General features: G+C 70.3%; 21 protein-coding genes. 3 read left to right on the forward strand and 18 right to left on the reverse strand.

The window, feature by feature from the left end; translation table 11 throughout:
• Positions 1-72: 72 nt before the first annotated feature.
• From ACFV7Q_RS00885 to ACFV7Q_RS00895, 3 genes are all read left to right on the forward strand, one after another.
• Positions 73-1,293, forward strand: coding sequence for a sensor histidine kinase (locus ACFV7Q_RS00885; protein ID WP_385422135.1), 1,221 nt, complete (start codon positions 73-75; stop codon positions 1,291-1,293).
• On the forward strand, positions 1,290-1,943 hold the full coding sequence (locus tag ACFV7Q_RS00890; RefSeq protein WP_385422137.1) for a response regulator: 654 nt from the start codon (positions 1,290-1,292) through the stop codon (positions 1,941-1,943). Before ACFV7Q_RS00885 ends, ACFV7Q_RS00890 begins: the two co-directional genes overlap by 4 nt.
• Before the next feature lie 132 nt (positions 1,944-2,075).
• Positions 2,076-3,971: a glycosyl hydrolase family 18 protein gene (locus ACFV7Q_RS00895; RefSeq protein WP_385422139.1), complete on the forward strand. Its 1,896-nt coding sequence runs from the start codon at positions 2,076-2,078 to the stop codon at positions 3,969-3,971.
• Positions 3,972-4,067: 96 nt separating this feature from the next.
• Here the strand turns inward: ACFV7Q_RS00895 and ACFV7Q_RS00900 are convergent, their stop codons facing one another.
• The 18 genes from ACFV7Q_RS00900 to ACFV7Q_RS00985 form a co-directional block, all read right to left on the reverse strand.
• Positions 4,068-4,514 (reverse strand): DUF2550 domain-containing protein, encoded by a 447-nt coding sequence (locus ACFV7Q_RS00900; protein ID WP_361088883.1) that lies wholly within the window; start codon positions 4,512-4,514, stop codon positions 4,068-4,070.
• A gap of 130 nt (positions 4,515-4,644) precedes the next feature.
• Positions 4,645-5,019, reverse strand: a complete 375-nt coding sequence (locus ACFV7Q_RS00905; protein ID WP_385422141.1) for a F0F1 ATP synthase subunit epsilon — start codon at positions 5,017-5,019, stop codon at positions 4,645-4,647.
• A 127-nt stretch (positions 5,020-5,146) separates the two neighbouring features.
• Entirely contained in the window at positions 5,147-6,589 is a 1,443-nt protein-coding gene (gene atpD, locus ACFV7Q_RS00910; protein WP_385422143.1) for a F0F1 ATP synthase subunit beta, read from the reverse strand.
• Positions 6,589-7,506 carry a F0F1 ATP synthase subunit gamma gene (locus tag ACFV7Q_RS00915; protein ID WP_385422145.1) on the reverse strand — a complete coding sequence of 306 codons (918 nt, stop codon included), beginning with the start codon at positions 7,504-7,506 and terminating at the stop codon, positions 6,589-6,591. The genes atpD and ACFV7Q_RS00915 overlap by 1 nt, the downstream gene beginning before the upstream one ends.
• A gap of 20 nt (positions 7,507-7,526) precedes the next feature.
• Complete coding sequence (gene atpA / locus ACFV7Q_RS00920; RefSeq protein ID WP_385422147.1) at positions 7,527-9,113, reverse strand: F0F1 ATP synthase subunit alpha; 1,587 nt, start codon at positions 9,111-9,113, stop codon at positions 7,527-7,529.
• A gap of 138 nt (positions 9,114-9,251) precedes the next feature.
• Positions 9,252-10,067: a F0F1 ATP synthase subunit delta gene (locus tag ACFV7Q_RS00925; protein WP_385422149.1), complete on the reverse strand. Its 816-nt coding sequence runs from the start codon at positions 10,065-10,067 to the stop codon at positions 9,252-9,254.
• Positions 10,064-10,606: a F0F1 ATP synthase subunit B gene (locus ACFV7Q_RS00930; RefSeq protein ID WP_385422151.1), complete on the reverse strand. Its 543-nt coding sequence runs from the start codon at positions 10,604-10,606 to the stop codon at positions 10,064-10,066. The genes ACFV7Q_RS00925 and ACFV7Q_RS00930 overlap by 4 nt, the downstream gene beginning before the upstream one ends.
• 37 nt (positions 10,607-10,643) lie before the next feature.
• Positions 10,644-10,895: a F0F1 ATP synthase subunit C gene (locus ACFV7Q_RS00935; RefSeq protein WP_385422153.1), complete on the reverse strand. Its 252-nt coding sequence runs from the start codon at positions 10,893-10,895 to the stop codon at positions 10,644-10,646.
• A 76-nt stretch (positions 10,896-10,971) separates the two neighbouring features.
• Complete coding sequence (gene atpB / locus ACFV7Q_RS00940) at positions 10,972-11,808, reverse strand: F0F1 ATP synthase subunit A (protein ID WP_385422235.1); 837 nt, start codon at positions 11,806-11,808, stop codon at positions 10,972-10,974.
• 210 nt (positions 11,809-12,018) lie between these two features.
• The gene (locus ACFV7Q_RS00945; RefSeq protein ID WP_385422155.1) at positions 12,019-12,456 is read right to left on the reverse strand and encodes a hypothetical protein; all 438 of its coding nucleotides are present in this window, start codon (positions 12,454-12,456) and stop codon (positions 12,019-12,021) included.
• A gap of 275 nt (positions 12,457-12,731) precedes the next feature.
• A complete protein-coding gene (locus ACFV7Q_RS00950) occupies positions 12,732-14,066 on the reverse strand; it encodes an MraY family glycosyltransferase (RefSeq protein WP_385422237.1) in 1,335 nt (444 codons plus the stop codon).
• Positions 14,067-14,170: 104 nt separating this feature from the next.
• Positions 14,171-15,400 (reverse strand): serine hydroxymethyltransferase, encoded by a 1,230-nt coding sequence (gene glyA, locus ACFV7Q_RS00955; RefSeq protein ID WP_385422157.1) that lies wholly within the window; start codon positions 15,398-15,400, stop codon positions 14,171-14,173.
• A gap of 136 nt (positions 15,401-15,536) precedes the next feature.
• Positions 15,537-16,193, reverse strand: a complete 657-nt coding sequence (locus ACFV7Q_RS00960; protein WP_385422159.1) for a protein-tyrosine-phosphatase — start codon at positions 16,191-16,193, stop codon at positions 15,537-15,539.
• Positions 16,190-16,837, reverse strand: coding sequence for an L-threonylcarbamoyladenylate synthase (locus ACFV7Q_RS00965; protein WP_360637101.1), 648 nt, complete (start codon positions 16,835-16,837; stop codon positions 16,190-16,192). Before ACFV7Q_RS00965 ends, ACFV7Q_RS00960 begins: the two co-directional genes overlap by 4 nt.
• Positions 16,838-16,883: 46 nt before the next feature.
• Positions 16,884-17,729, reverse strand: coding sequence for a peptide chain release factor N(5)-glutamine methyltransferase (gene prmC / locus ACFV7Q_RS00970; RefSeq protein ID WP_385422162.1), 846 nt, complete (start codon positions 17,727-17,729; stop codon positions 16,884-16,886).
• 39 nt (positions 17,730-17,768) lie between these two features.
• Positions 17,769-18,854 carry a peptide chain release factor 1 gene (gene prfA, locus ACFV7Q_RS00975; RefSeq protein ID WP_385422164.1) on the reverse strand — a complete coding sequence of 362 codons (1,086 nt, stop codon included), beginning with the start codon at positions 18,852-18,854 and terminating at the stop codon, positions 17,769-17,771.
• A gap of 112 nt (positions 18,855-18,966) precedes the next feature.
• A complete protein-coding gene (gene rpmE / locus ACFV7Q_RS00980; RefSeq protein WP_030153765.1) occupies positions 18,967-19,185 on the reverse strand; it encodes a 50S ribosomal protein L31 in 219 nt (72 codons plus the stop codon).
• A gap of 218 nt (positions 19,186-19,403) precedes the next feature.
• A complete protein-coding gene (locus ACFV7Q_RS00985) occupies positions 19,404-20,504 on the reverse strand; it encodes an LCP family protein (RefSeq protein WP_385422166.1) in 1,101 nt (366 codons plus the stop codon).
• Positions 20,505-20,743: the final 239 nt, after the last annotated feature.

A 20,743-nucleotide genomic window follows, 5' to 3' on the forward strand; every position in this document is an offset into this window, starting at 1 on the left:
GTGTACTGCGCCGCCCCCGTCGTCCGCCCTGGTGGCGAGGCACGGCCGGACGCCACCGTGTTGGATGGGACCGTGAACGACTCCGCGCCCGCGACGGCGACCGCCGCGCTCCGCAGGATCCCCCCTCCGCACCGCGACGACGTGATCATCGCGGTGGTCGGCGTGCTCGGCGGGCTGCTGCTGTGGTCGCTGGGGGTCCACAGCACGGGCAGCCGACACTTCTTCCCCGAGTGGGCGGCCCTGGTCCCCCTCCTGGTCATCGGTCCGCTGGTACTGCTGCGGCGCAGCGCCCCCGCCGTCACCCTGCCCGTCGGCGTGGGGGCGACCGCCCTCGACCAGTTCACGGTGGGCAACATCGCCACCATCGTCCTCTTCACGGACCTGATGTACGCGGCCGTCGTCTACGGGAAGCCGACCATGGCGAGGCGGCTCCCGATCAGCACCGGCCTGGTCACCGTCGTCGTCACCATCGCCTCCATGGCCGTACTGGGCGCCCCCCGGGGCCTCCTGCTCGGCGTGCTCACCGGCATCGTCAGCTTCGGCCCGGCCCTCACCGGCGCTACGCTGCGCAATCACCGGGAGGCCGCGATCGCCGCCCGGCTCCGTGCCGAGCAGACCGCCCTGCTGGCCGAAATGGACCGCACCCAGGCCGTGGCCGCGGAGCGGGCCCGAATGGCCCGGGAGCTGCACGACATGGTGGCCAACCACCTGTCGGCGATCGCCATCCACTCCACCGCGGCCCTCTCGATCGACTCCCCCGCCACCAGCCGCGAGGCCCTCGGGGTGATCCGGGAGAACAGCGTGCAGGGGCTGGCCGAGATGCGGAGGCTGATCGGCCTGCTGCGGGCCGCGGGAGCCGGGCAGGAGGCGGTCGCCACCCCGTCCCTGGACGGGCTCGACGCCCTCCTGGAGCAGGCCCGTGTCAACGGCGGGGCGAGCGGACTGGAATTCGAGCTGGACGACACCCGGCGGCCGGACGCCGGACCGCTGCCGGCACCGGTGGAGCTGGCCGCGTACCGGATCGTCCAGGAGTCGCTGACCAACGCCCTCAAACACGCCGCGCCGGGCACGGTCCGGGTGGGCGTGGCCCGCGCCGACGGACTCCTGACCGTGGACGTGGAGTCCCCGTACGGTGAGCAGCCGGGCCCCCGCGCCCCCGGCTCGGGGGCGGGGCTGGTCGGCATGCGGGAGCGGACCGAGCTGCTGGGCGGGGAGTTCACGGCGGGCCGGCGGGGCCCGGTCTGGCAGGTGCGGGCGGTGCTGCCCGCCGAGGAGAAGGCGGTGACGTCATGACCATCCGGGTCGTGGTGGCCGAGGACCAGAGCGCGGTCCGGGCGGGGCTGGTGCTGATCCTGCGCAGCGCGGGCGACATCGAGGTCGTCGGCGAGGCGGCGGACGGCGAGGCGGCGGTGCGACTGGCCCGGGAGCTTCGGCCGGACCTCGTCCTCATGGACGTGCAGATGCCCCGGCTCGACGGGGTGTCGGCGACGCGCCAGGTGGTGTCGGAGGGCCTCGCGGACGTCCTCGTGCTGACCACTTTCGACCTCGACGAGTACGTGTTCGGGGCGCTGCGTGCGGGTGCGGCGGGCTTCCTGCTGAAGAACGTGGACGCCGCCGAGCTGATCGCGGGGGTGCGGACGGTCGCACGCGGCGAGGGGCTGATCGCCCCGGCGGTGACCAGGCGGCTGATCGCCGAGTTCGCGGCCCCGCGCGCGGCGCGGCCCGCGGTGGCTCCGCAGACGGCCGAGGCGGTGGAATCTCTGACCCGGCGGGAGCGCGAGGTACTGGGCTGCCTGGGCGAGGGGTTGTCGAACGCGGAGATCGCGGTGCGGCTGGAGATGGCCGAGGCGACGGTGAAGACGCACGTGAGCAGGCTGCTGGGGAAGTTGGGGTTGCGCAGCCGGGTGCAGGCGGCCGTGTTGGCCCAGGAGTTGGGCCCCTAGGGGTGCGGCGGGCAGCCCAACTCCCTTGAGGTCTGGACCTCTTGACGCTTGGTCCAGACCTTTCTACGCTCGCGGCAACTGTGGTGAGCGTGCCCCGCCGGCGTGCTCACGGGCGGCGCAGGTCCCACCCCCATGTCGCGGTCGACCCCACGGCCACGACGGACCTACGGAGGAGCACCCTTGAGCACAGCACCCCCACCCCGCACCCGTACGTTCAGAAGGCTCGCCGCGGCCGTGGCCGCGCTCGCCGTGCCCCTCGCCGGGCTGGTGGCGCTGGCCGGCCCGGCGCAGGCCGCCGAGTCCGCGACGGCGACGTACACGAAGGTCTCCGACTGGGGATCCGGCTTCGAGGGCAAGTGGACGGTCAAGAACACCGGGACCACCACCATCACCGGCTGGACCGTCGCGTGGGACTTCCCCGCCGGCACCCGGGTGACCTCGGCCTGGGACGCCACCGTCACCGATTCCGGCAACCGCTGGACCGGCAGGAACGTCGGCTGGAACGGCACCCTCGCCCCCGGCGCCAGCGTCACCTTCGGCTTCAACGGCACCGGCTCCGGCGCCCCCACCGGCTGCACCGTCAACGGCGGCTCCTGCGACGGCGGGCCCTCCCAGCCCGGCGACGCCCCGCCCTCGGCCCCCGGCACCCCCGCCGCGGGCCAGGTCACCGAGACCTCGGTGGGCCTCAGCTGGGCCGCGGCCACCGACGACAAGGGCGTCAAGGAGTACGACGTCCACCGCGGCGCCACGAGGATCGCCACGGTCAGCGGGACCTCGTACACCGACACCGGCCTGACCAAGGGCACCGCGTACACGTACTCCGTGACCGCCCGCGACACCGCCGGCCAGACCGGGCCCTCCTCCGGCAGCCTGACCGTCACCACGTCCGGCGGCACCGTCCCGCCCGACCCGGGCGACAAGGTCAAGCTCGGCTACTTCACCAACTGGGGCGTCTACGGGCGCAACTACCACGTGAAGAACCTGGTCACCTCCGGCACCGCCGCGAAGATCACGCACATCAACTACGCCTTCGGCAACGTCCAGGGCGGCAAGTGCACCATCGGCGACGCCTACGCCGACTACGACAAGGCCTACACCGCCGACCAGAGCGTCGACGGCAAGGCCGACACCTGGGACCAGCCGCTGCGCGGCAACTTCAACCAGCTGCGCAAGCTCAAGGCCCAGTACCCGCACATCAAGGTCCTGTGGTCCTTCGGCGGCTGGACCTGGTCCGGCGGCTTCGGCCAGGTCGCCGCGAACCCGGCCGCCTTCGCCCAGTCCTGCTACGACCTGGTCGAGGACCCGCGCTGGGCGGACGTCTTCGACGGCATCGACCTGGACTGGGAGTACCCGAACGCCTGCGGTCTGAGCTGCGACACCTCGGGAGCAGCCGCCTTCAAGAACATGATGCAGGCCATGAAGGCCAAGTTCGGCGCGAACAACCTGGTCACCGCGGCCATCACCGCCGACGCCTCCGACGGCGGCAAGATCGACAAGGCCGACTACGCGGGCGCCGCGCAGTACACGGACTTCTACAACGTCATGACGTACGACTTCTTCGGTGCCTGGGCCGCCCAGGGCCCGACCGCCCCGCACTCCCCGCTCACCTCCTACGCCGGGATCCCGCAGGCCGGCTTCAACTCCGCCGACGCCATCGCCAAGCTCAAGGCCAAGGGCGTCCCGGGCAGCAAGCTCAACCTCGGCATCGGCTTCTACGGCCGCGGCTGGACCGGCGTCACCCAGGCGGCCCCCGGCGGCACCGCCACCGGCCCGGCACAGGGCACGTACGAGCAGGGCATCGAGGACTACAAGGTGCTCAAGAACAGTTGCCCGGCCACCGGCACGATCGCCGGCACGGCCTACGCCAAGTGCGGCAGCAACTGGTGGAGCTACGACACCCCCGCCACCATCGCCGGAAAGACGGCCTGGGCCAAGCAGCAGGGGCTCAGGGGCGCCTTCTACTGGGAGTTCAGCGGCGACACCGCGAGCGGCGAGCTCGCCGCGGCCGTCCACTCCGGTCTTCGGTGAACGCCGCGCACTGAGCCGGCGGACGACGAAGCCGGGGATACGGGGTCCGCCCCCCGTCCCCCCGGCTTCCACGCGCGGGTCCGTACGCCCGACGCCTCAGGCCACGTTCACCCTCTGGCCCGGAGGCGCCGCCTCCAGCCAGGCCAGGAACCCGGTCAGGGCGTCCTCGCTCATCGCCAGCTCCAGCCGGGTTCCCCGGTGGGTGCAGCCGAGCACGACGGCGTCGGACAGCAGCGCCAGTTCCTCCTCGCCCTCGGGAGCCCGGCGCGAGACCACCTCGATGGAATCCCGCTCCAGCAGCCGGCGCGGCCGCGGAGAGTACGAGAAGACGCGGAACCAGTCGATGCGGTCACCGCTGTACCGCGCGACACCGTAGACCCAGCCCTTGCCGGAGAGGTCCGGCTTGTCGGCCACACCCCAGCGCAAGGAACAGTCGAAGGTGCCGCCGGAGCGCTGGATCAGTCTGCGGCGCAGCCCGAACACGAAAAGGCCGATCACCACCAGGGCTACGACCAGGCCGCTCACAAGCAGAGCGAGGAGCATCTTCACCGACCTCCTCGCTCATCGACATACCGCACGTGAAAAAGGGACGTACATCGCCTCAGCCGCGACCCGTCCCGGAAAATTCCGGAACGGACCGCGGCTGAGGTTTCAAACCTGTTCGGTACGGGGCTCAGCGCCCCGCGACCGCGCGCAGCCGGACATCCGCGCGACGCTCGGCGGCCGCGTCGGCCTCCGCCTTCGCGCGCTCCAGTGCCCGCTCCGCCCGCTGGACGTCGATCTCGTCCGCGAGCTCGGCGATCTCGGCCAGCATGGACAGCTTGTTGTCCGCGAACGAGATGAATCCGCCGTGCACCGCGGCGACGACCGTGCCGCCCTCGCTGGTACGGATGGTCACCGGGCCCGATTCCAGCACACCGAGAAGCGGCTGGTGACCGGGCATGACGCCGATGTCGCCGGACGTGGTGCGGGCGACGACCAGGGTGGCCCCACCGGACCAGACGCTTCGGTCCGCCGCGACCAGCTCGACGTGCAGCTCAGCAGCCAAGGTGGCTCCTCGGGTCACCACCCGGCGGGTCAGCCGGGTGTTGGGTCAAATTCTAATGGGCGTGGGGAGAGGGACGGGACGCACCCGCCCCTCTCCGTCAGTCAGCAGTGCTCGTCAGAGCACGGCTTCAGGAGACGCCCAGCTCCTTGGCGTTGGCCTTCAGGTCCTCAAGGCCACCGCACATGAAGAAGGCCTGCTCCGGGAAGTGGTCGAACTCACCGTCGCAGATCGCGTTGAACGCGGCGATCGACTCGTCGAGCGGAACGTCCGAACCGTCCACACCGGTGAACTGCTTCGCCGCGTGGGTGTTCTGGGACAGGAAGCGCTCGACACGACGGGCACGGTGGACAACGAGCTTGTCCTCCTCGCCCAGCTCGTCGATACCGAGGATCGCGATGATGTCCTGGAGGTCCTTGTACTTCTGCAGGATCCCCTTGACGCGGGTCGCGGCCTCGTAGTGCTCCTTGGCGATGTACCGCGGGTCGAGGATGCGGGACGAGGAGTCCAGCGGGTCCACGGCCGGGTAGATGCCCTTCTCGGAGATCGGACGGGACAGGACCGTCGTCGCGTCGAGGTGGGCGAAGGTGGTCGCCGGCGCCGGGTCGGTGAGGTCGTCGGCGGGGACGTAGATCGCCTGCATCGAGGTGATCGAGTGACCACGGGTCGAGGTGATGCGCTCCTGGAGGAGACCCATCTCGTCGGCCAGGTTCGGCTGGTAACCCACCGCGGAGGGCATACGGCCGAGCAGGGTCGACACCTCGGAACCGGCCTGCGTGAAGCGGAAGATGTTGTCGATGAAGAACAGCACGTCCTGCTTCTGCACATCGCGGAAGTACTCCGCCATGGTCAGACCGGCCAGGGCGACGCGCAGACGGGTGCCCGGGGGCTCGTCCATCTGGCCGAAGACCAGCGCGGTCTTGTCGAGAACGCCGGACTCCTCCATCTCCGCGATGAGGTCGTTGCCCTCACGGGTGCGCTCACCCACGCCGGCGAAGACGGAAACACCCTCGTGCAGCTTCGCCACACGCATGATCATTTCCTGGATCAGAACGGTCTTGCCGACACCGGCACCACCGAACAGACCGATCTTTCCACCCTTGACGTACGGGGTGAGCAGGTCGACGACCTTGAGGCCCGTCTCGAACATCTCGGTCTTCGACTCGAGGTCCTCGAACTTCGGGGCCGTGCGGTGGATCGCCCAGCGCTCGGACTCGGTGCCGTTGGCCTCGGGCTCGTTCAGCACCTCGCCGAGGGTGTTGAACACCTTGCCCTTGGTGAAGTCACCGACCGGGACGGTGATGCCCGTGCCCGTGTCGGTCACCACGGCCTGGCGGACCAGGCCGTCGGTGGGCTGCATGGAGATGGCGCGGACAACGCCGTCACCGAGGTGCTGCGCGACCTCGAGGGTCAGCGTCTTGAGCGCGCCCTCCTCGGCCGGGTCGGCAACCTGGACGGTCAGCGCGTTGTAGATCTCCGGCATGGCGTCGACGGGGAATTCCACGTCGACGACCGGGCCGATGACCCGCGCGATGCGACCGGTGGCAGCGGCCGTCTCAACAGAGGTCGTCATTACTTGTCACTCCCCGCGTTCGCGTCGGCCAGGGCTGCGGAGCCACCGACGATCTCGCTGATTTCCTGGGTGATTTCGGCCTGGCGGGCCGCGTTGGCAAGCCGGGTGAGGTTCGTGATGAGCTCACCGGCGTTGTCGGTCGCCGACTTCATCGCACGGCGGCGGGCGGCGTGCTCGGAAGCAGCGGCCTGCAGCAGCGCGTTGTACACGCGGCTCTCGACGTAGCGCGGCAGCAGGGCGTCGAGGACGTCCTCCGCCGACGGCTCGAAGTCGAACAGCGGCAGGAGCTCGCCCTTGCCCGCCGTCTCCTCCTGCACCTTCTCAAGGCTGAGCGGCAGCATCCGGTCGTCCACCGCGTTCTGCGTCATCATCGACACGAACTCCGTGAAGACGATGTGCAGCTCGTCCACGCCGCCCTCGGCCGTCTCCTGGGAGATGGCCTCGATGAGCGGCGCAGCCACGGCCTTCGCGTCCGCGTAGCTCGGGCTGTCGGTGAAGCCGGTCCAGCTGTCCGTGACCTTGCGCTCACGGAAGCTGAAGTAGGCGACGCCCTTGCGGCCGACGATGTAGTGGTCGACCTCCTTGCCCTCGCTGCGCAGCCGCTCGGTCAGCCGGTCCGCCGCCTTGATGGCGTTGGACGAGTAGCCGCCGGCCAGACCACGGTCGCTCGTGAGCAGCAGCACGGCCGCGCGCACCGGGGTCTCCGCCCCCGTGGTGAGCGGGTGCTTGGTGTTGGACCCCGTCGCCACCGCGGTCACCGCACGGGTGAGCTCGGTCGCGTACGGCGTGGAGGCCGCCACCTGGCGCTGCGCCTTGACGATGCGCGAGGCGGCGATCATCTCCATCGCCTTGGTGATCTTCTTGGTCGCGGTAACGGATCGGATGCGACGCTTGTAGACCCGGAGCTGGGCTCCCATGAGTCAGGTCCCTTCCGTCGTTACTTGGTCACCGGCGCGTCTTCGCCCAGAAGCTTGCCGTCCGAGGTCTCGAACTGCTTCTTGAACTCGGCGATCGCGTCGGCGACGGACTGCAGGGTGTCGTCCGACATCTTGCCGCCCTCGCGGATCGAGGTGAGGAGCTCCTTGCGGTTGTGACGCAGGTGCTCCAGCAGCTCGGACTCGAAGCGGCGGATGTCCTCGACCGGGACGTCGTCCATCTTGCCGGTGGTGCCGGCCCAGATGGAGATGACCTGCTCCTGCACCGGCATCGGCTGGTACTGGCCCTGCTTGAGCAGCTCGACCATGCGCTTGCCGCGCTCCAGCGCGGACTTCGACGCGGAGTCCAGGTCGGAACCGAAGGCGGCGAACGCCTCCAGCTCGCGGTACTGGGCGAGGTCCACGCGCAGGCGGCCGGAGATCTGCTTCATGGCCTTGTGCTGGGCGGAGCCACCGACACGGGAGACCGAGATACCGACGTTCAGGGCCGGGCGCTGGCCCGCGTTGAACAGGTCGGACTCCAGGAAGCACTGGCCGTCGGTGATGGAGATGACGTTGGTCGGGATGAACGCCGAGACGTCGTTGGCCTTGGTCTCGACGATCGGCAGACCGGTCATCGAACCGGCACCCATCTCGTCGGAGAGCTTGGCGCAGCGCTCCAGCAGACGGGAGTGCAGGTAGAAGACGTCACCCGGGTAGGCCTCACGGCCCGGCGGGCGGCGCAGCAGCAGGGACACGGCGCGGTAGGCGTCGGCCTGCTTCGACAGGTCGTCGAAGACGATCAGGACGTGCTTGCCCTGGTACATCCAGTGCTGACCGATGGCGGAACCGGTGTACGGCGCGAGGTACTTGAAGCCGGCCGGGTCCGACGCCGGGGCGGCGACGATGGTCGTGTACTCCAGGGCACCGGCCTCTTCCAGCGCTGCGCGCACGGAAGCGATGGTGGAGCCCTTCTGGCCGATGGCGACGTAGATGCAGCGGACCTGCTTGTTGACGTCGCCCGAGCGCCAGTTGTCACGCTGGTTGATGATCGTGTCGACGGCCAGGGCGGTCTTGCCGGTCTGGCGGTCACCGATGATCAGCTGACGCTGGCCGCGGCCGACCGGCGTCATGGCGTCGACGGCCTTGTAGCCCGTCTCCATGGGCTCGTGCACGGACTTGCGCGCCATGACGCCCGGGGCCTGCAGCTCGAGGGCGCGGCGGCCCTCGGTCGCGATCTCGCCGAGGCCGTCGATCGGGTTGCCGAGCGGGTCGACAACGCGGCCGAGGTAGCCCTCGCCGACGCCGACGGAGAGCACCTCACCGGTGCGCTGCACCGGCTGGCCCTCCTCGATACCGCTGAACTCACCGAGGACGATGGCACCGATCTCGCGCTCCTCGAGGTTGAGGGCGAGGCCGAGGGTGCCGTCCTCGAACTTCAGCAGCTCGTTCGCCATGGTGGAGGGCAGACCCTCCACCTTCGCGATGCCGTCACCGGCAACGCTGACCGTGCCGACCTCCTCGCGCGAGGCCGCGTCCGGCTGGTACGACTGGACGAAGGTCTCCAGTGCGTCCCGGATCTCCTCCGGCCGGATCGTGAGCTCCGCCATCTGGGTTCCCTGCTCTCCTTGTTGGGCCCGAAGTCTCTTAGGGGTCTGGGGGCGACCCCCAGGAATCTTCTGCAATTTCTGCACGGCCCAACCGGGCCGCTAGGAATGCTGTGTTCTGTTGGTGGCTGCTGCGGCTGGTCAGCCGGCCATGCGGCGCGCGGCTTCGGTCAGCCGGCTCGCGGTGGAGCCGTCGATGACCTCGTCGCCCACCTGCACCACGATCCCGCCGAGGACTTCGGGGTCCACGTCGAGGTTCAGGTGCATCTGGCGGCCGTACAGCTTCGCCAGCACCGCGCCGAGACGCTGCTTCTGCACGTCGCTGAGCGGAACCGCGGTGGTCACGGTGGCGACCATGCGGTCACGGCGCTCGGCGGCGAGCTTGGAAAGGGACTCGAGTCCCGCTTCCAGGCTACGTCCACGCGGGTGGATGACCAGCCGCGTCACCAGGCGCTCGGTGGCGGCGCTCGCCTTGCCGGAGAGCAGGCTGCGGAGCAGCTCGCTCTTGGCGGCGGCGGTCGCCTTGCGGTCGGTCAGGGCGGCCCGCAGCTCGGTGTTCGAGGCGAGGATCCGGCCGAAGCGGAAGATCTCGTCCTCGACGTCGTCGAGCGTGCCGGCCTTCTGCGCGGCGGTGAGGTCGGCGGTGTCCGCCAGCTCCTCCAGCGAATCCACCAGGTCGCGGGACTGCGACCAGCGGGAGCGCACCATGCCGGACACCAGGTCGAGGGTCTCCCCGCCGACCTGGCCGCCCAGCAGCCGTGCAACCAGCTCGGCCTTGGCCTCACCCGGCTGCGCCGGGTCCGTGAGGACCCGACGCAGCGAGACCTCGCGGTCGAGCAGCGCGGTGACGGCGGCCAGCTCACCGGCGAGCTTCGCCGCGTCGACGGACGTGCTGTCCGTCAGCGCGTCGAGGCGCTCGCGGGAGGCGTGCAGCGCCTCGCGGCTCGCTCCGTTCATCGGGCCGCCTCGGCCTTCGCCTCGAGCTCGTCGAGGAACCGGTCGATGGTGCGGCTCTGCCGGGCGTGGTCCTCAAGGGACTCACCGACGAGCTTGCCGGCCAGGTCGGTGGCGAGCTTGCCCACGTCCTGGCGCAGCGCCTGCGAGGCGGCCTTGCGGTCGGCCTCGATCTGGGCGTGGCCGGCAGCGATGATCTCCTCGCGCTGCCGCTGGCCCTCTGCGCGCAGCTCTTCCTTGAGCGCAGTGCCCTGCTCCAGCGCTTCCTGGCGCAGGCGAGCGGCCTCGTGCCGAGCCTCGGCGAGCTGGGCCTTGTACTGCTCCAGCACGCTCTGGGCTTCGGTCTGCGCCGCCTCGGCCTTCTCCATACCGCCTTCGATGGCCTCGCGGCGCTCGTCCAGAACCTTGTTGATGTTCGGGAGGAGCTTCTTCGCGAGGAAGCCGAAGACGATGACGAAGGCGATCAGACCGATGACCAGCTCGGGGATCGGCGGGATGAGGGGGTTCTCCACCTCAGCCGCAATCTGAACCAGAGGGTTCACATCAGTGCCTTCCGTCTAAGGGTGTTCGTTACCGCGATCAGGAGGTCGGGTAAACGAACGGCATGACCAGACCGATCAGGGCGAGCGCCTCACAGAAGGCGAAGCCGAGGATCTGGTTGGCGCGGATCAGGCCGGCAGCCTCGGGCTGGCGGGCAAGGGCCTGGGTGCCGTTGCCGAAGATGATGCCGACGCCGACGCCGGGGCCGATGGCGGCGAGGCCGTAGCCGATCGAGCCGAGGTTGCCCTTGATTTCGACGCCCTGAGCGAGGGTCTGCGCGAGAACGGACATGCCGGTTCTTCCTTCTCTTTCATGGACCGGTGGGGGTTGGCCACCGGACGAGTGATGGTTTGGGGGTGGGGGCCGGTCAGTGGTGCTCGGCGACGGCGCCCTGGAGGAAGCTGCAGGCCAGGAGCACGAAGACGTAGGCCTGGACAGCCTGGATGAAGAGCTCGAAGGCGGTCATCACGATGACCATCACGAACGAGACGCCCGCGTAGGCGATGCCGATGCCGTTCAGCAGGTACCAGCTGGCGATCGTGAAGAGCAGCAGCAGCGTGTGACCGGCGAACATGTTCGCGAAGAGACGGACCGCGTGGGTGAAGGGGCGCACCAGGACGTTCGAGAAGAACTCGATCAGCATGACCAGCGGCAGGATCCCGCCGAGCGACTTGTCGTAGCCCGTCAGGTTCTTCAGGCCGCCGATGAAGCCGTGGCGCTTGAAGGTGACCGACATCCACATGACGTAGATGACGAGGGCGAGGCCGGCCGGGTAGGCGATGACGGAGGTCACCGGGAACTGGGCGAGCGGAATGATCGACCAGAGGTTCAGGATCCAGACGAAGAAGAACGTCGCGACCATGAAGGGGACGTACTTCTCGCCTTCCTTCTTGCCCAGGGTCTCGTAGACGATGCCGCGGCGGACGAAGTCGTAACCGGCCTCGGCGACCATCTGCAGCTTTCCGGGGACCACCTTCGGCTTGGAGAAAGCCGCCCAGAAGAAGCCGACGATGATGACGCTCCCGAGCAGGGCGAGCAGCATCGTCTTGTTGAAGTAGACGCTGCTGTTCGCGTCGCCGAAGATCGGCTCGAACAGGAACGAGTGCAGGCCAGGAGCCGGGAAGCCACAGCCGTCGAAGATGTGGCAATCGGTCTCGAAGGCGAGCACCTGCGTCGGGTCAGCACTCACCGCGGGCTCCTTCAGCGTGGCGCATAGGTACGGCAACCTCGTTGTGTCGGCGCGGCGCAGGGCCGCGGGTCGGCACGGGACTGGTCTTACGGATGTGGGGGCGGCTGGCAGGCATTGAGCCTCGCGATTGAGCAGGCGTCAGCTCAGATGCCCGCGCCCGCGATGCCGCACACGGCACCGGACGATAGCAGCATCTCGAACGAGCACTTATCCCGCCCCTACCCTTCACGACGAGGACCCCGTGTTTTCGGGCTTGTCACCCTTGTCGGCGTTCGGCTCGACGTAAAGGATCTTGGCCTTCATGTGGGCGCGGGTCTGCGCGGCGATCCAGACGAGCGTGGCGACGACCAGCGAAATGGCGAAGGCCTTGGGGTTGAACAGCGTCGTATCCCGGAACGCGGCGACGAAGACGAACAGCAGCAGGATCTGGGTCGTGTAGAGCGCCAGACCCATCATCTGGAACAGATGGGGCCACGATCGCGCCGTGCGCTGCAGAACGATGAAGCCGACGCCCATGAAAGCGATCACCACCAGCGTGGCGACGAGCGCACCGATGGCCCCCTTGCCGCCCGCGACGACACCGCTGACGATCGCGGCGACAACGCCGGCCACAGCGGTGGGTACGGCGGTTTGCAGGAGGGATCGGACGTCATCAGACCGCATGGCGGGGTAGCTCCGCGTGGTGGTGGGGGTACGGGACTCGTACGGGACGAGCGTAGGCCCGGACCGAGAGAGAACCTCAAGCCGATGGACCGTCGCACTACGGTCCTTCGGCTGTGTCGCCGGGTTTAGTGAACGGTATCACAAACTATTTGATGAGAGCTTTACCTGGGGGGTGTGCCAACTGTCACACATGAGTGTGAACGCGCCCGTGTGTGCGCGACAAGCCATCGACTTGTGTGCTAATGGCGACCGATGTCCGACATGCTCCGCCGCCGTCAGCGCGTCGTTTCGGCCTTACGCCGGTCGGGGAAGCGCGAACGGGGGCCCACCGCGGTCGCTCCGTTGACGCCCGAGACACCCACCGCGATCCGCCGGGCGGGCTCCGGCTCGCGGCCCGAGACGTCCTGGGCGGCGGCCTCGGCGGCCCGCTCGGCGTGCCGGTAGCGCGGCGGGACCAGGAACTCCGCCCACCGCGGGGCCCGCGGCCTGAAGCGCGGCAGGAGCAGCAGCACCAGGCCCACGGCGCTCAGGGCCGCGATCACCAACACGATCCACATCGAGGCGGAGTGCACCGAATAGGCCACCGCCCCGAACGCGATCAGGCCGGACCAGAAGTACATGATCAGGACGGCGCGGCTGTGCGAATGGCCGAGTTCCAGCAGCCGGTGGTGCAGGTGCCCGCGGTCCGCCGCGAACGGCGACTGGCCCTTCCAGGTGCGCCGCACGATGGCCAGGACCAGGTCGGCCATCGGGATCGCGATGATCGTCAGCGGTAGCAGCAGCGGGATGAAGACCGGGAGCATCGCGTGCGTCGCGTTGCGCTCGCCGCCCGCGAAGAGGGCCATCGTGTCCGGGTCCACCTGGCCCGTGATCGAGATGGCGCCGGCGGCGAGGACCAGGCCGATGAGCATCGAGCCGGAGTCGCCCATGAAGATCCGGGCGGGATGCATGTTGTGCGGCAGGAAGCCCAGGCACATGCCCATCAGGATCGCCGCGAAGAGGGTCGCGGGCGCCGCCGCCTCGATCCCGTAGCCGAACCAGATCCGGTACGCGTACAGGAAGAACGCCGCGGCGGCGATGCACACCATGCCGGCGGCCAGCCCGTCGAGGCCGTCCACGAAGTTCACCGCGTTGATGGTGATGACCACCAGGGCCACCGTGAGCAGGTTGCCCTGCCACTGGGTGAGCGCGACCGTGCCGATCCACGGGACGGGGATCCACAGCACGGTCAGGCCCTGCATGACCATCACACCGGCGGCGATCATCTGCGCGCCGAGCTTGATCAGCGCGTCGATCTCGAACTTGTCGTCCAGGACGCCGATCAGCCAGATCAGCGCCGCACCCGAGAGCAGGGCCCGCGGCTCGTTCGACAGCTCGAAGACCCCGTTGAGGTTGGGCAGGTGGTCGGCGACCAGCAGGCCCGCGCACAGTCCTCCGAACATGGCGATCCCGCCGAGCCGCGGAGTGGGCTCGCGGTGCACGTCGCGGGCGCGGATCTCCGGCATCGCGCCGGCCGCGATCGCGAACCTCCGCACGGGCCCGGTGAGCAGGTAGGTCACCGCCACCGTGACGCACAGCGTCAGCAGATATTCACGCACGGGCTGCCCCAGATGTATCGCCGGCCATCTCAGCCCCACACATTAGCTGCGATGTCCCCGGTGGCGAGGACGCGAGGAACCCCGGCAACGGTTGCGGTACGCCCCGCTCGCCCCGATTACCCACCGTACGGGGGAAAGGACCGGGCCAGATCAGCCACGTCCGTGCGGGTTTTGGCCGCTTCCCCCTGCAGCGCGGCCGTGAACAGCGCGGCGATCCGCCCCATCTCCGCCTCCCGCATGCCCTGCGTGGTCACGGCCGCCGTACCCAGGCGGATCCCGCGCTGGTCCCCGTACGGCAGGGCACAGGTGTCCAGCACGATCCCCGCCGCGGCGAGCCGACCGCGGGCGGTGGGGCCGTCGAGGCCGAGGGGCGCCGGGTCGGCGGTGATCAGGTGCGTGTCCGTGCCGCCGGTCGTCACGGAGAACCCCTGCGAGGTCAGCGCCTCCGCCAGCACCCGCGCGTTGGCCACGACCCGGTGGGCGTACGTGGTGAACGCGGGCCGGGCCGCCTCCCCGAAGGCGACGGCCTTCGCGGCGATGGTGTGCATCTGGGCACCGCCCTGGGTGAACGGGAACACCGCCCGGTCGATCCGCTCGGCGAACTCCTCCCCGCACAGGACCATCCCGCCGCGGGGGCCGCGCAGCACCTTGTGGGTGGTCGCGCACACGATGTCGGCGTACGGGACGGGGCTGGGCGCGGCCCCGCCGGCGACGAGGCCGATCGGGTGGGCGGCGTCCGCGATGAGGTAGGCCCCCACCTCGTCGGCGATCTCCCGGAAGACCGAGTACTCCAGGTGCCGCGGGTAGGAGATCGAGCCGCACACGATGGCCTTCGGCCGGTGGGCACGGGCCAGCTGCTGCACCTCGTGGTAGTCGATCAGGCCCGTCTCGGCGTCGACGCCGTAGCCGACGAAGTCGAACCAGCGGCCGGAGAAGTTGGCCGGCGAGCCGTGTGTGAGGTGACCGCCGTACGCGAGCCCCATCGCCAACACGGTGTCCCCCGGCCGCAGCAGCGCGGCGTACGCGGCCAGGACGGCGGCGGACCCCGAGTGCGGCTGCACGTTGGCGTGCTCGACCCCGAACAGCGCGCGCGCCCGCTCCGCCGCGGTCCGCTCGGCCAGGTCGGCGTACTCGCAGCCGCCGTGGTAGCGCCTGCCCGGGTACCCCTCGGCGTACTTGTTGGCGAGCGACGAGCCGAGGGCGGCGAGGACGGCGGGAGAGGTGAAGTTCTCGGCGGCGATCAGCTGGAGCGAGGTGGCCTGCCGCTGCGCCTCCCCGGCGAGCACGTCGGCCATCTGCGGATCCTGCTGCCGCAGCAGCTCGGAGGGCGGGGTGAGGACGCTCATGGCGCAACTCCAGTGGGGGTACCGGGTACCGCCACTGTAGGCCCGCCGGAGCCACCGCGCCCTGCGGGACGAACCCCGGGGGCCCGGAGCCGTGGGCGGCCCGCCGCGACCCCCGTCAGGGCCGCGACGACCGTGGTCAGCGCGGGGCCGCGACGCCCGTCAGGGCCGTGACGACCGGGTCCAGGGCCTGGTTGATCTCGTCGCCGATGGAGCGGAAGAAGGTGATCGGCGCGCCGTACGGGTCGTACACCTCGTCCGCGTCGGGCGAAGGGGCCAGCAGCCACCCGCGGAGCGCCGCCGCGGCCCGTACCAGCGCCCGCGCGCGTTCGGCGACGCCGTCGTCCAGGGGCGGCAGCGTCGCCGGGTCTATCGCCCGCACCAGCCGGGTGAACTCCTTCAAGGTGAACGTCCGCAGCCCGGCCGAGTGCCCCATGGAGATGACCTGCGCCCGGTGGTCCCGGGTGGCGGTCAGGACCAGGTCGGCGCGTATGACGTGCTCGTCGAGCAGCTCGCGCCCCGTGAACCCGGAGGCGTCCGCGCCGAAGTCGGCGAGGACGGCCGCCGCGTTCGCCTCCATGGGGGCGCCCTCGTGGCCCCACGTGCCGGCGCTCTCCACGATCAGGCTGCTCGCCGGGACGTCGCCCAGGCGGTGCGCCAGCGCGTGCCGGGTCAGCCGCTCGGTGATGGGCGAGCGGCACACGTTGCCGGTGCTGACGTGGAGGATGCGGAAGGTACCCGTCCCGCTCACGGGCGGGAGCTGCCCGTCGGCTATGCCACGCCCCTGAGGGCTCACGGGGCCACCTCGAGGTCGGGTACGACCTCCCGCAGCTGCTCGGCGGTCAGCGCGCCCTCGCGCAACAGGACGGGGACCTTCCCGGTGACGTCGACGATCGACGACGGCTGGATCCCGGGGGTGGGACCGCCGTCCAGGTACACCGACACGGAGTCGCCGAGCATCGCGCGCGCCGCGTCGCAGTCCTCGGGTGCCGGGTGGCCGGTCAGGTTGGCGGAGGACACGGCCATCGGGCCGACCTCGGTCAGCAGCTCGATCGCGACGGGGTGCAGCGGCATGCGCACGGCCACCGTGCCCCGGGTCTCGCCCAGGTCCCAGGCCAACGAGGGCTGGTGCTTGGCGACGAGGGTCAGCGCGCCCGGCCAGAAGGCGTCGACGAGCTCCCACGCCTGCTCGGAGAAGTCCGTGACCAGGCCGTGGAGCGTGTTCGGGGAGCCGATGAGCACCGGGGTGGGCATGTTGCGGCCCCGCCCCTTGGCGGCGAGCAGGTCGCCGACGGCCTCCGCGCTGAAGGCGTCCGCGCCGATCCCGTACAGGGTGTCGGTGGGCAGCACGACCAGCTCTCCGCGGCGCACGGCGGAGGCGGCCTCACGCAGGCCCGTCGCACGGTCCGTCGCGTCGTTGCAGTCGTATCGCCGGGCCATCAGCGGGCCTCCTCGTGCAGCAGGTGGGTGGGGGGAAGGGGGGCGCTCACGGCAGTGCCTTGCGGGCCGTCGCGAAGCGGGGGCGGTTGTTGAGGTCGGGGTGGTCGGCGGCGTCGGCCCAGCCCAGCTCCTCGGCGAAGATCCACGGAACCTGCCCGCCCTGGGTGTCCGCGTGTTCGACGACGACGATGCCGCCGGGCCGCAGCAGCCGGTGCGCGGTCCGCTCGATGCCGCGGATGGTGTCGAGGCCGTCCTCGCCGGAGAAGAGCGCCATCTCCGGGTCGTGGTCGCGGGCCTCGGGGGCGACGTACTCCCACTCGGTGAGCGGGATGTACGGCGGGTTCGAGATCACCAGGTCGACCTGGCCGTCCAGCTCGGGCAGGGCTTCCAGGGCGTCGCCGTGGTGGACGGTGACCCGCGAGCCCTCCGCGTTCTTGCGGGCCCAGCGCAGGGCGTCCTCGGAAAGCTCCACGGCGTGCACGCGGGAGCGCGGCACCTCCTGCGCAAGGGCGAGCGCGATGGCTCCGGACCCGGTGCACAGGTCCACGATCAGCGGCTCGACGACGTCCATCGCCCGGACGGCCTGTATGGCCCAGTCCACGACCGACTCGGTCTCGGGCCGGGGCACGAACACCCCGGGCCCGACCTGCAGCTCCAGGTACCGGAAGAAGGCGCGCCCGGTGATGTGCTGGAGCGGCTCGCGCGCCTCGCGGCGGGCGACGGCCTCCCAGTAGCGGGCGTCGAAGTCCGCGTCCTTGACGCGGTGCAGTTCCCCCCGTTTGACGCCGTGGACGAAGGCCGCGAGCTCCTCGGCGTCGAAGCGCGGTGAGGGCACACCTGCGGCGGCCAGCCGCTGGGTGGCCTGGGCCACCTCGGCAAGCAGCAAGTTCACGCTGGTCCTCCGGGCTTGCTGTCGTACGGGGGAGGGGGGTCAGTTCGGGTTCGCGGCCGCGAGCTTGGCGGCCGAGTCCGTGTCGACGCACGACTGGATGACCGGGTCGAGGTCGCCGTCGAGCACCTGGTCCAAGTTGTACGCCTTGAAGCCGGTCCGGTGGTCCGAGAGCCGGTTTTCCGGGAAGTTGTACGTACGGATCTTCTCGGACCGGTCGACGGTGCGGACCTGGCTGCGGCGGGCGTCGGCGGCCTCCTGCTCGGCGGCCTCCTGGGCTGCGGCCAGCAGGCGGGAGCGCAGGATGCGCATGGCCTGCTCCTTGTTCTGGAGCTGGCTCTTCTCGTTCTGGCAGGACGCGACGACGCCGGTGGGCAGGTGGGTGATGCGGACGGCGGAGTCCGTGGTGTTGACGGACTGGCCGCCGGGGCCGGACGACCGGTACACGTCGATGCGCAGGTCGTTCTGGTTGATCTCGACCTCGACCTCCTCGGCCTCCGGGGTGACGAGCACGCCGGCGGCGGAGGTGTGGATGCGGCCCTGGGACTCGGTGGCCGGCACGCGCTGGACGCGGTGCACGCCGCCCTCGTACTTCAGGCGGGCCCACACGCCCTGGCCGGGCTCGGTGGCGCCGTTGCCGCCCTTGGTGCGGACGGAGACCTGGACGTCCTTGTAGCCGCCGAGCTCGGACTCGGTGGAGTCGATGATCTCGGTCTTCCAGCCGACGCGCTCGGCGTAGCGCAGGTACATGCGCAGCAGGTCGCCGGCGAACAGGGCGGACTCGTCGCCGCCCGCGCCCGCCTTGATCTCCAGCAGCACGTCCTTGTCGTCGCTGGGGTCGCGCGGGACGAGCAGCAGGCGGAGCTTCTCGGTGAGCTCCTCGCGGTGCGCGGTGAGCTCCTTGACCTCGGCTGCGAAGTCGGGGTCGTCCGCGGCGAATTCCTTCGCCGTGTCGATGTCGTCCGCCGACTGCTTCCACGCCCGGTAGGTGGCGATGATCGGGGTCAGCTCCGCGTAGCGCTTGTTCAGCTTGCGCGCGTTGGCCTGATCGGAGAAGACCGAAGGGTCGGCGAGCTTCTTCTCGAGGTCGGCGTGTTCGCCGACCAGTTCCTCGACCGCCTCGAACATCGGGGGCTCCTGGGGTGAAAAGTACGAAAAAATGGCTGCGGGACGACAAAGGCGCCGGCCCGGCCGCGCCCGCATGAGCGGGGTGCGGCCGGGGTCCGGCGCCGTGGGCTCGCTACTTCGAGCCGGCAGCCTTGCCGAAGCGGGCCTCGAAGCGGGCGACACGGCCACCGGTGTCGAGGATCTTCTGCTTGCCCGTGTAGAACGGGTGGCACTCGGAGCAGACCTCGGCACGGATGGTGCCCTCGGTCAGGGTGCTACGGGTGGTGAACGACGCGCCGCAGGTGCAGCTGACCTGGGTCTCGACGTACTCGGGGTGAACATCGCGCTTCAAGGTGTCTCCTAGATTCGGGAGGGCACCGGGTCGCAGGGGCCGAATTGCCGCGTGCGTGAACCGGGGCCGACAGACCAGTCTGCCAGGACCGGGCTGCCTGTCAAAATTCCGGGAACGCCCTCCTCAACCACGAGGGCCGGGCGTCTATTCCGTTCCCCCGCGATCCCGCCCGGGCGAGCCCTTCGCGGGGGTGGCGGGCGGCCCCGCCGCGGCGTGCGCTAGCGGACGATGTCGCCGGCCGCGCTCTTGTCACCGGCGGAGTTCGCCGTGGCCTCGGCCGGGACCGGCTGCTCGGCCAGCAGGGCGTCCCAGACCATCTTGGACTCCTTGGCGAGCGGTGCGACGCGGTTGGGGTCGTAGCGGTCCGGGGTCACCGGCAGGGTGATCATGTGCATGTTCTGGGCGTCGATGCCCTGCAGGCTCTGGGCGAAGCCCATGAGGGACTTCACGTCGCCGAGCGGCTTGTCGGTGGTGAGCGCCTTGGTACCGGTGTCGGCGAGGTCGAGCAGCCGTTTGGGGTTGTCGAAGACGCCGATGCTCTTGACCTGCTTGATCAGGGCCTTGATGAAGGCCTGCTGGAGCTGTATTCGGCCGAGGTCGCTGCCGTCGCCGACGCTCTTGCGGGTGCGGACCAGGCCCAGTGCCTGCTCGCCGTTGAGGCGGTTGGTGCCGGCCGCCAGGTTGAGGTGGCTGCCGTCGTCCTTGATCGGCTTGGTCGTGGTCACCTCGACGCCGCCGAGGTTGTCGATGATCTTCTTGAAGCCCGTGAAGTCGACCTCGATGTAGTGGTCCATGCGGATCCCCGACATCTTCTCGACGGTCTTGACCGCACAGGCCGCCCCGCCGATGGTGAAGGCCTCGTTGAACTGCGAGCGCGAGCTGCCGCGGTCGGTCTTGCCGTTGCTCGTGGTGCACGAGGGGCGGTTGACGATGGTGTCGCGCGGGATCGACACGACGGTGGCCTTCTTGTGGCCCTCGTACAGGTGGACGATCATCGCGGTGTCGGAGCGGGCCGAGCCGCCGTCGTCGCGGCCGTACTCGCCGTTGGCGCCGGCCCGGGAGTCGGAGCCGAGGACGAGGATGTCCATCGAGCCGTTGTCCACGTTCTGGGGACGGTCGGCGCCGAGCGCCTGGTCGATGTCGACCGTCTTCAGATTCCCGCTGATCTTGAAGTAGAACCAGCCGAGTCCCGCCCCGCCGAGGAGAACCACGCCGGCCGCGGTCCAGGCGGCCGCGGCCAGGGCCTTGCGCTTCGCCGGTTTCGGCCGGCCCCGGTCCGCGGCGGCGCGCCGCCCCCCGCCCCTGCTCTCCTCGCTCATGCTCTCCTCAGTTCTGGGTGCGGGCCCGGCCGTCCGTCCGGCCTCGGGCTTCCCCCGCCTGCCCCTTGACACAGACGGGGGAACGCCTCCGGGGGTTCCACGGCCCGGCCGTCCACCGCCCGCGGGGACCGCGGATGTGGCGAAGCTCGCACGCAGGGCCGGACCGGGCGGGGCGCACGGGCCGGAAGGGCCGTACGGGGCCGCAGGGGCCGCGCTGGGCGCCGTACGGGGACCCCCGC

Origin of the sequence: Streptomyces sp. NPDC059851 (assembly GCF_042732005.1) — a bacterium.
Taxonomy (GTDB): domain Bacteria; phylum Actinomycetota; class Actinomycetes; order Streptomycetales; family Streptomycetaceae; genus Streptomyces.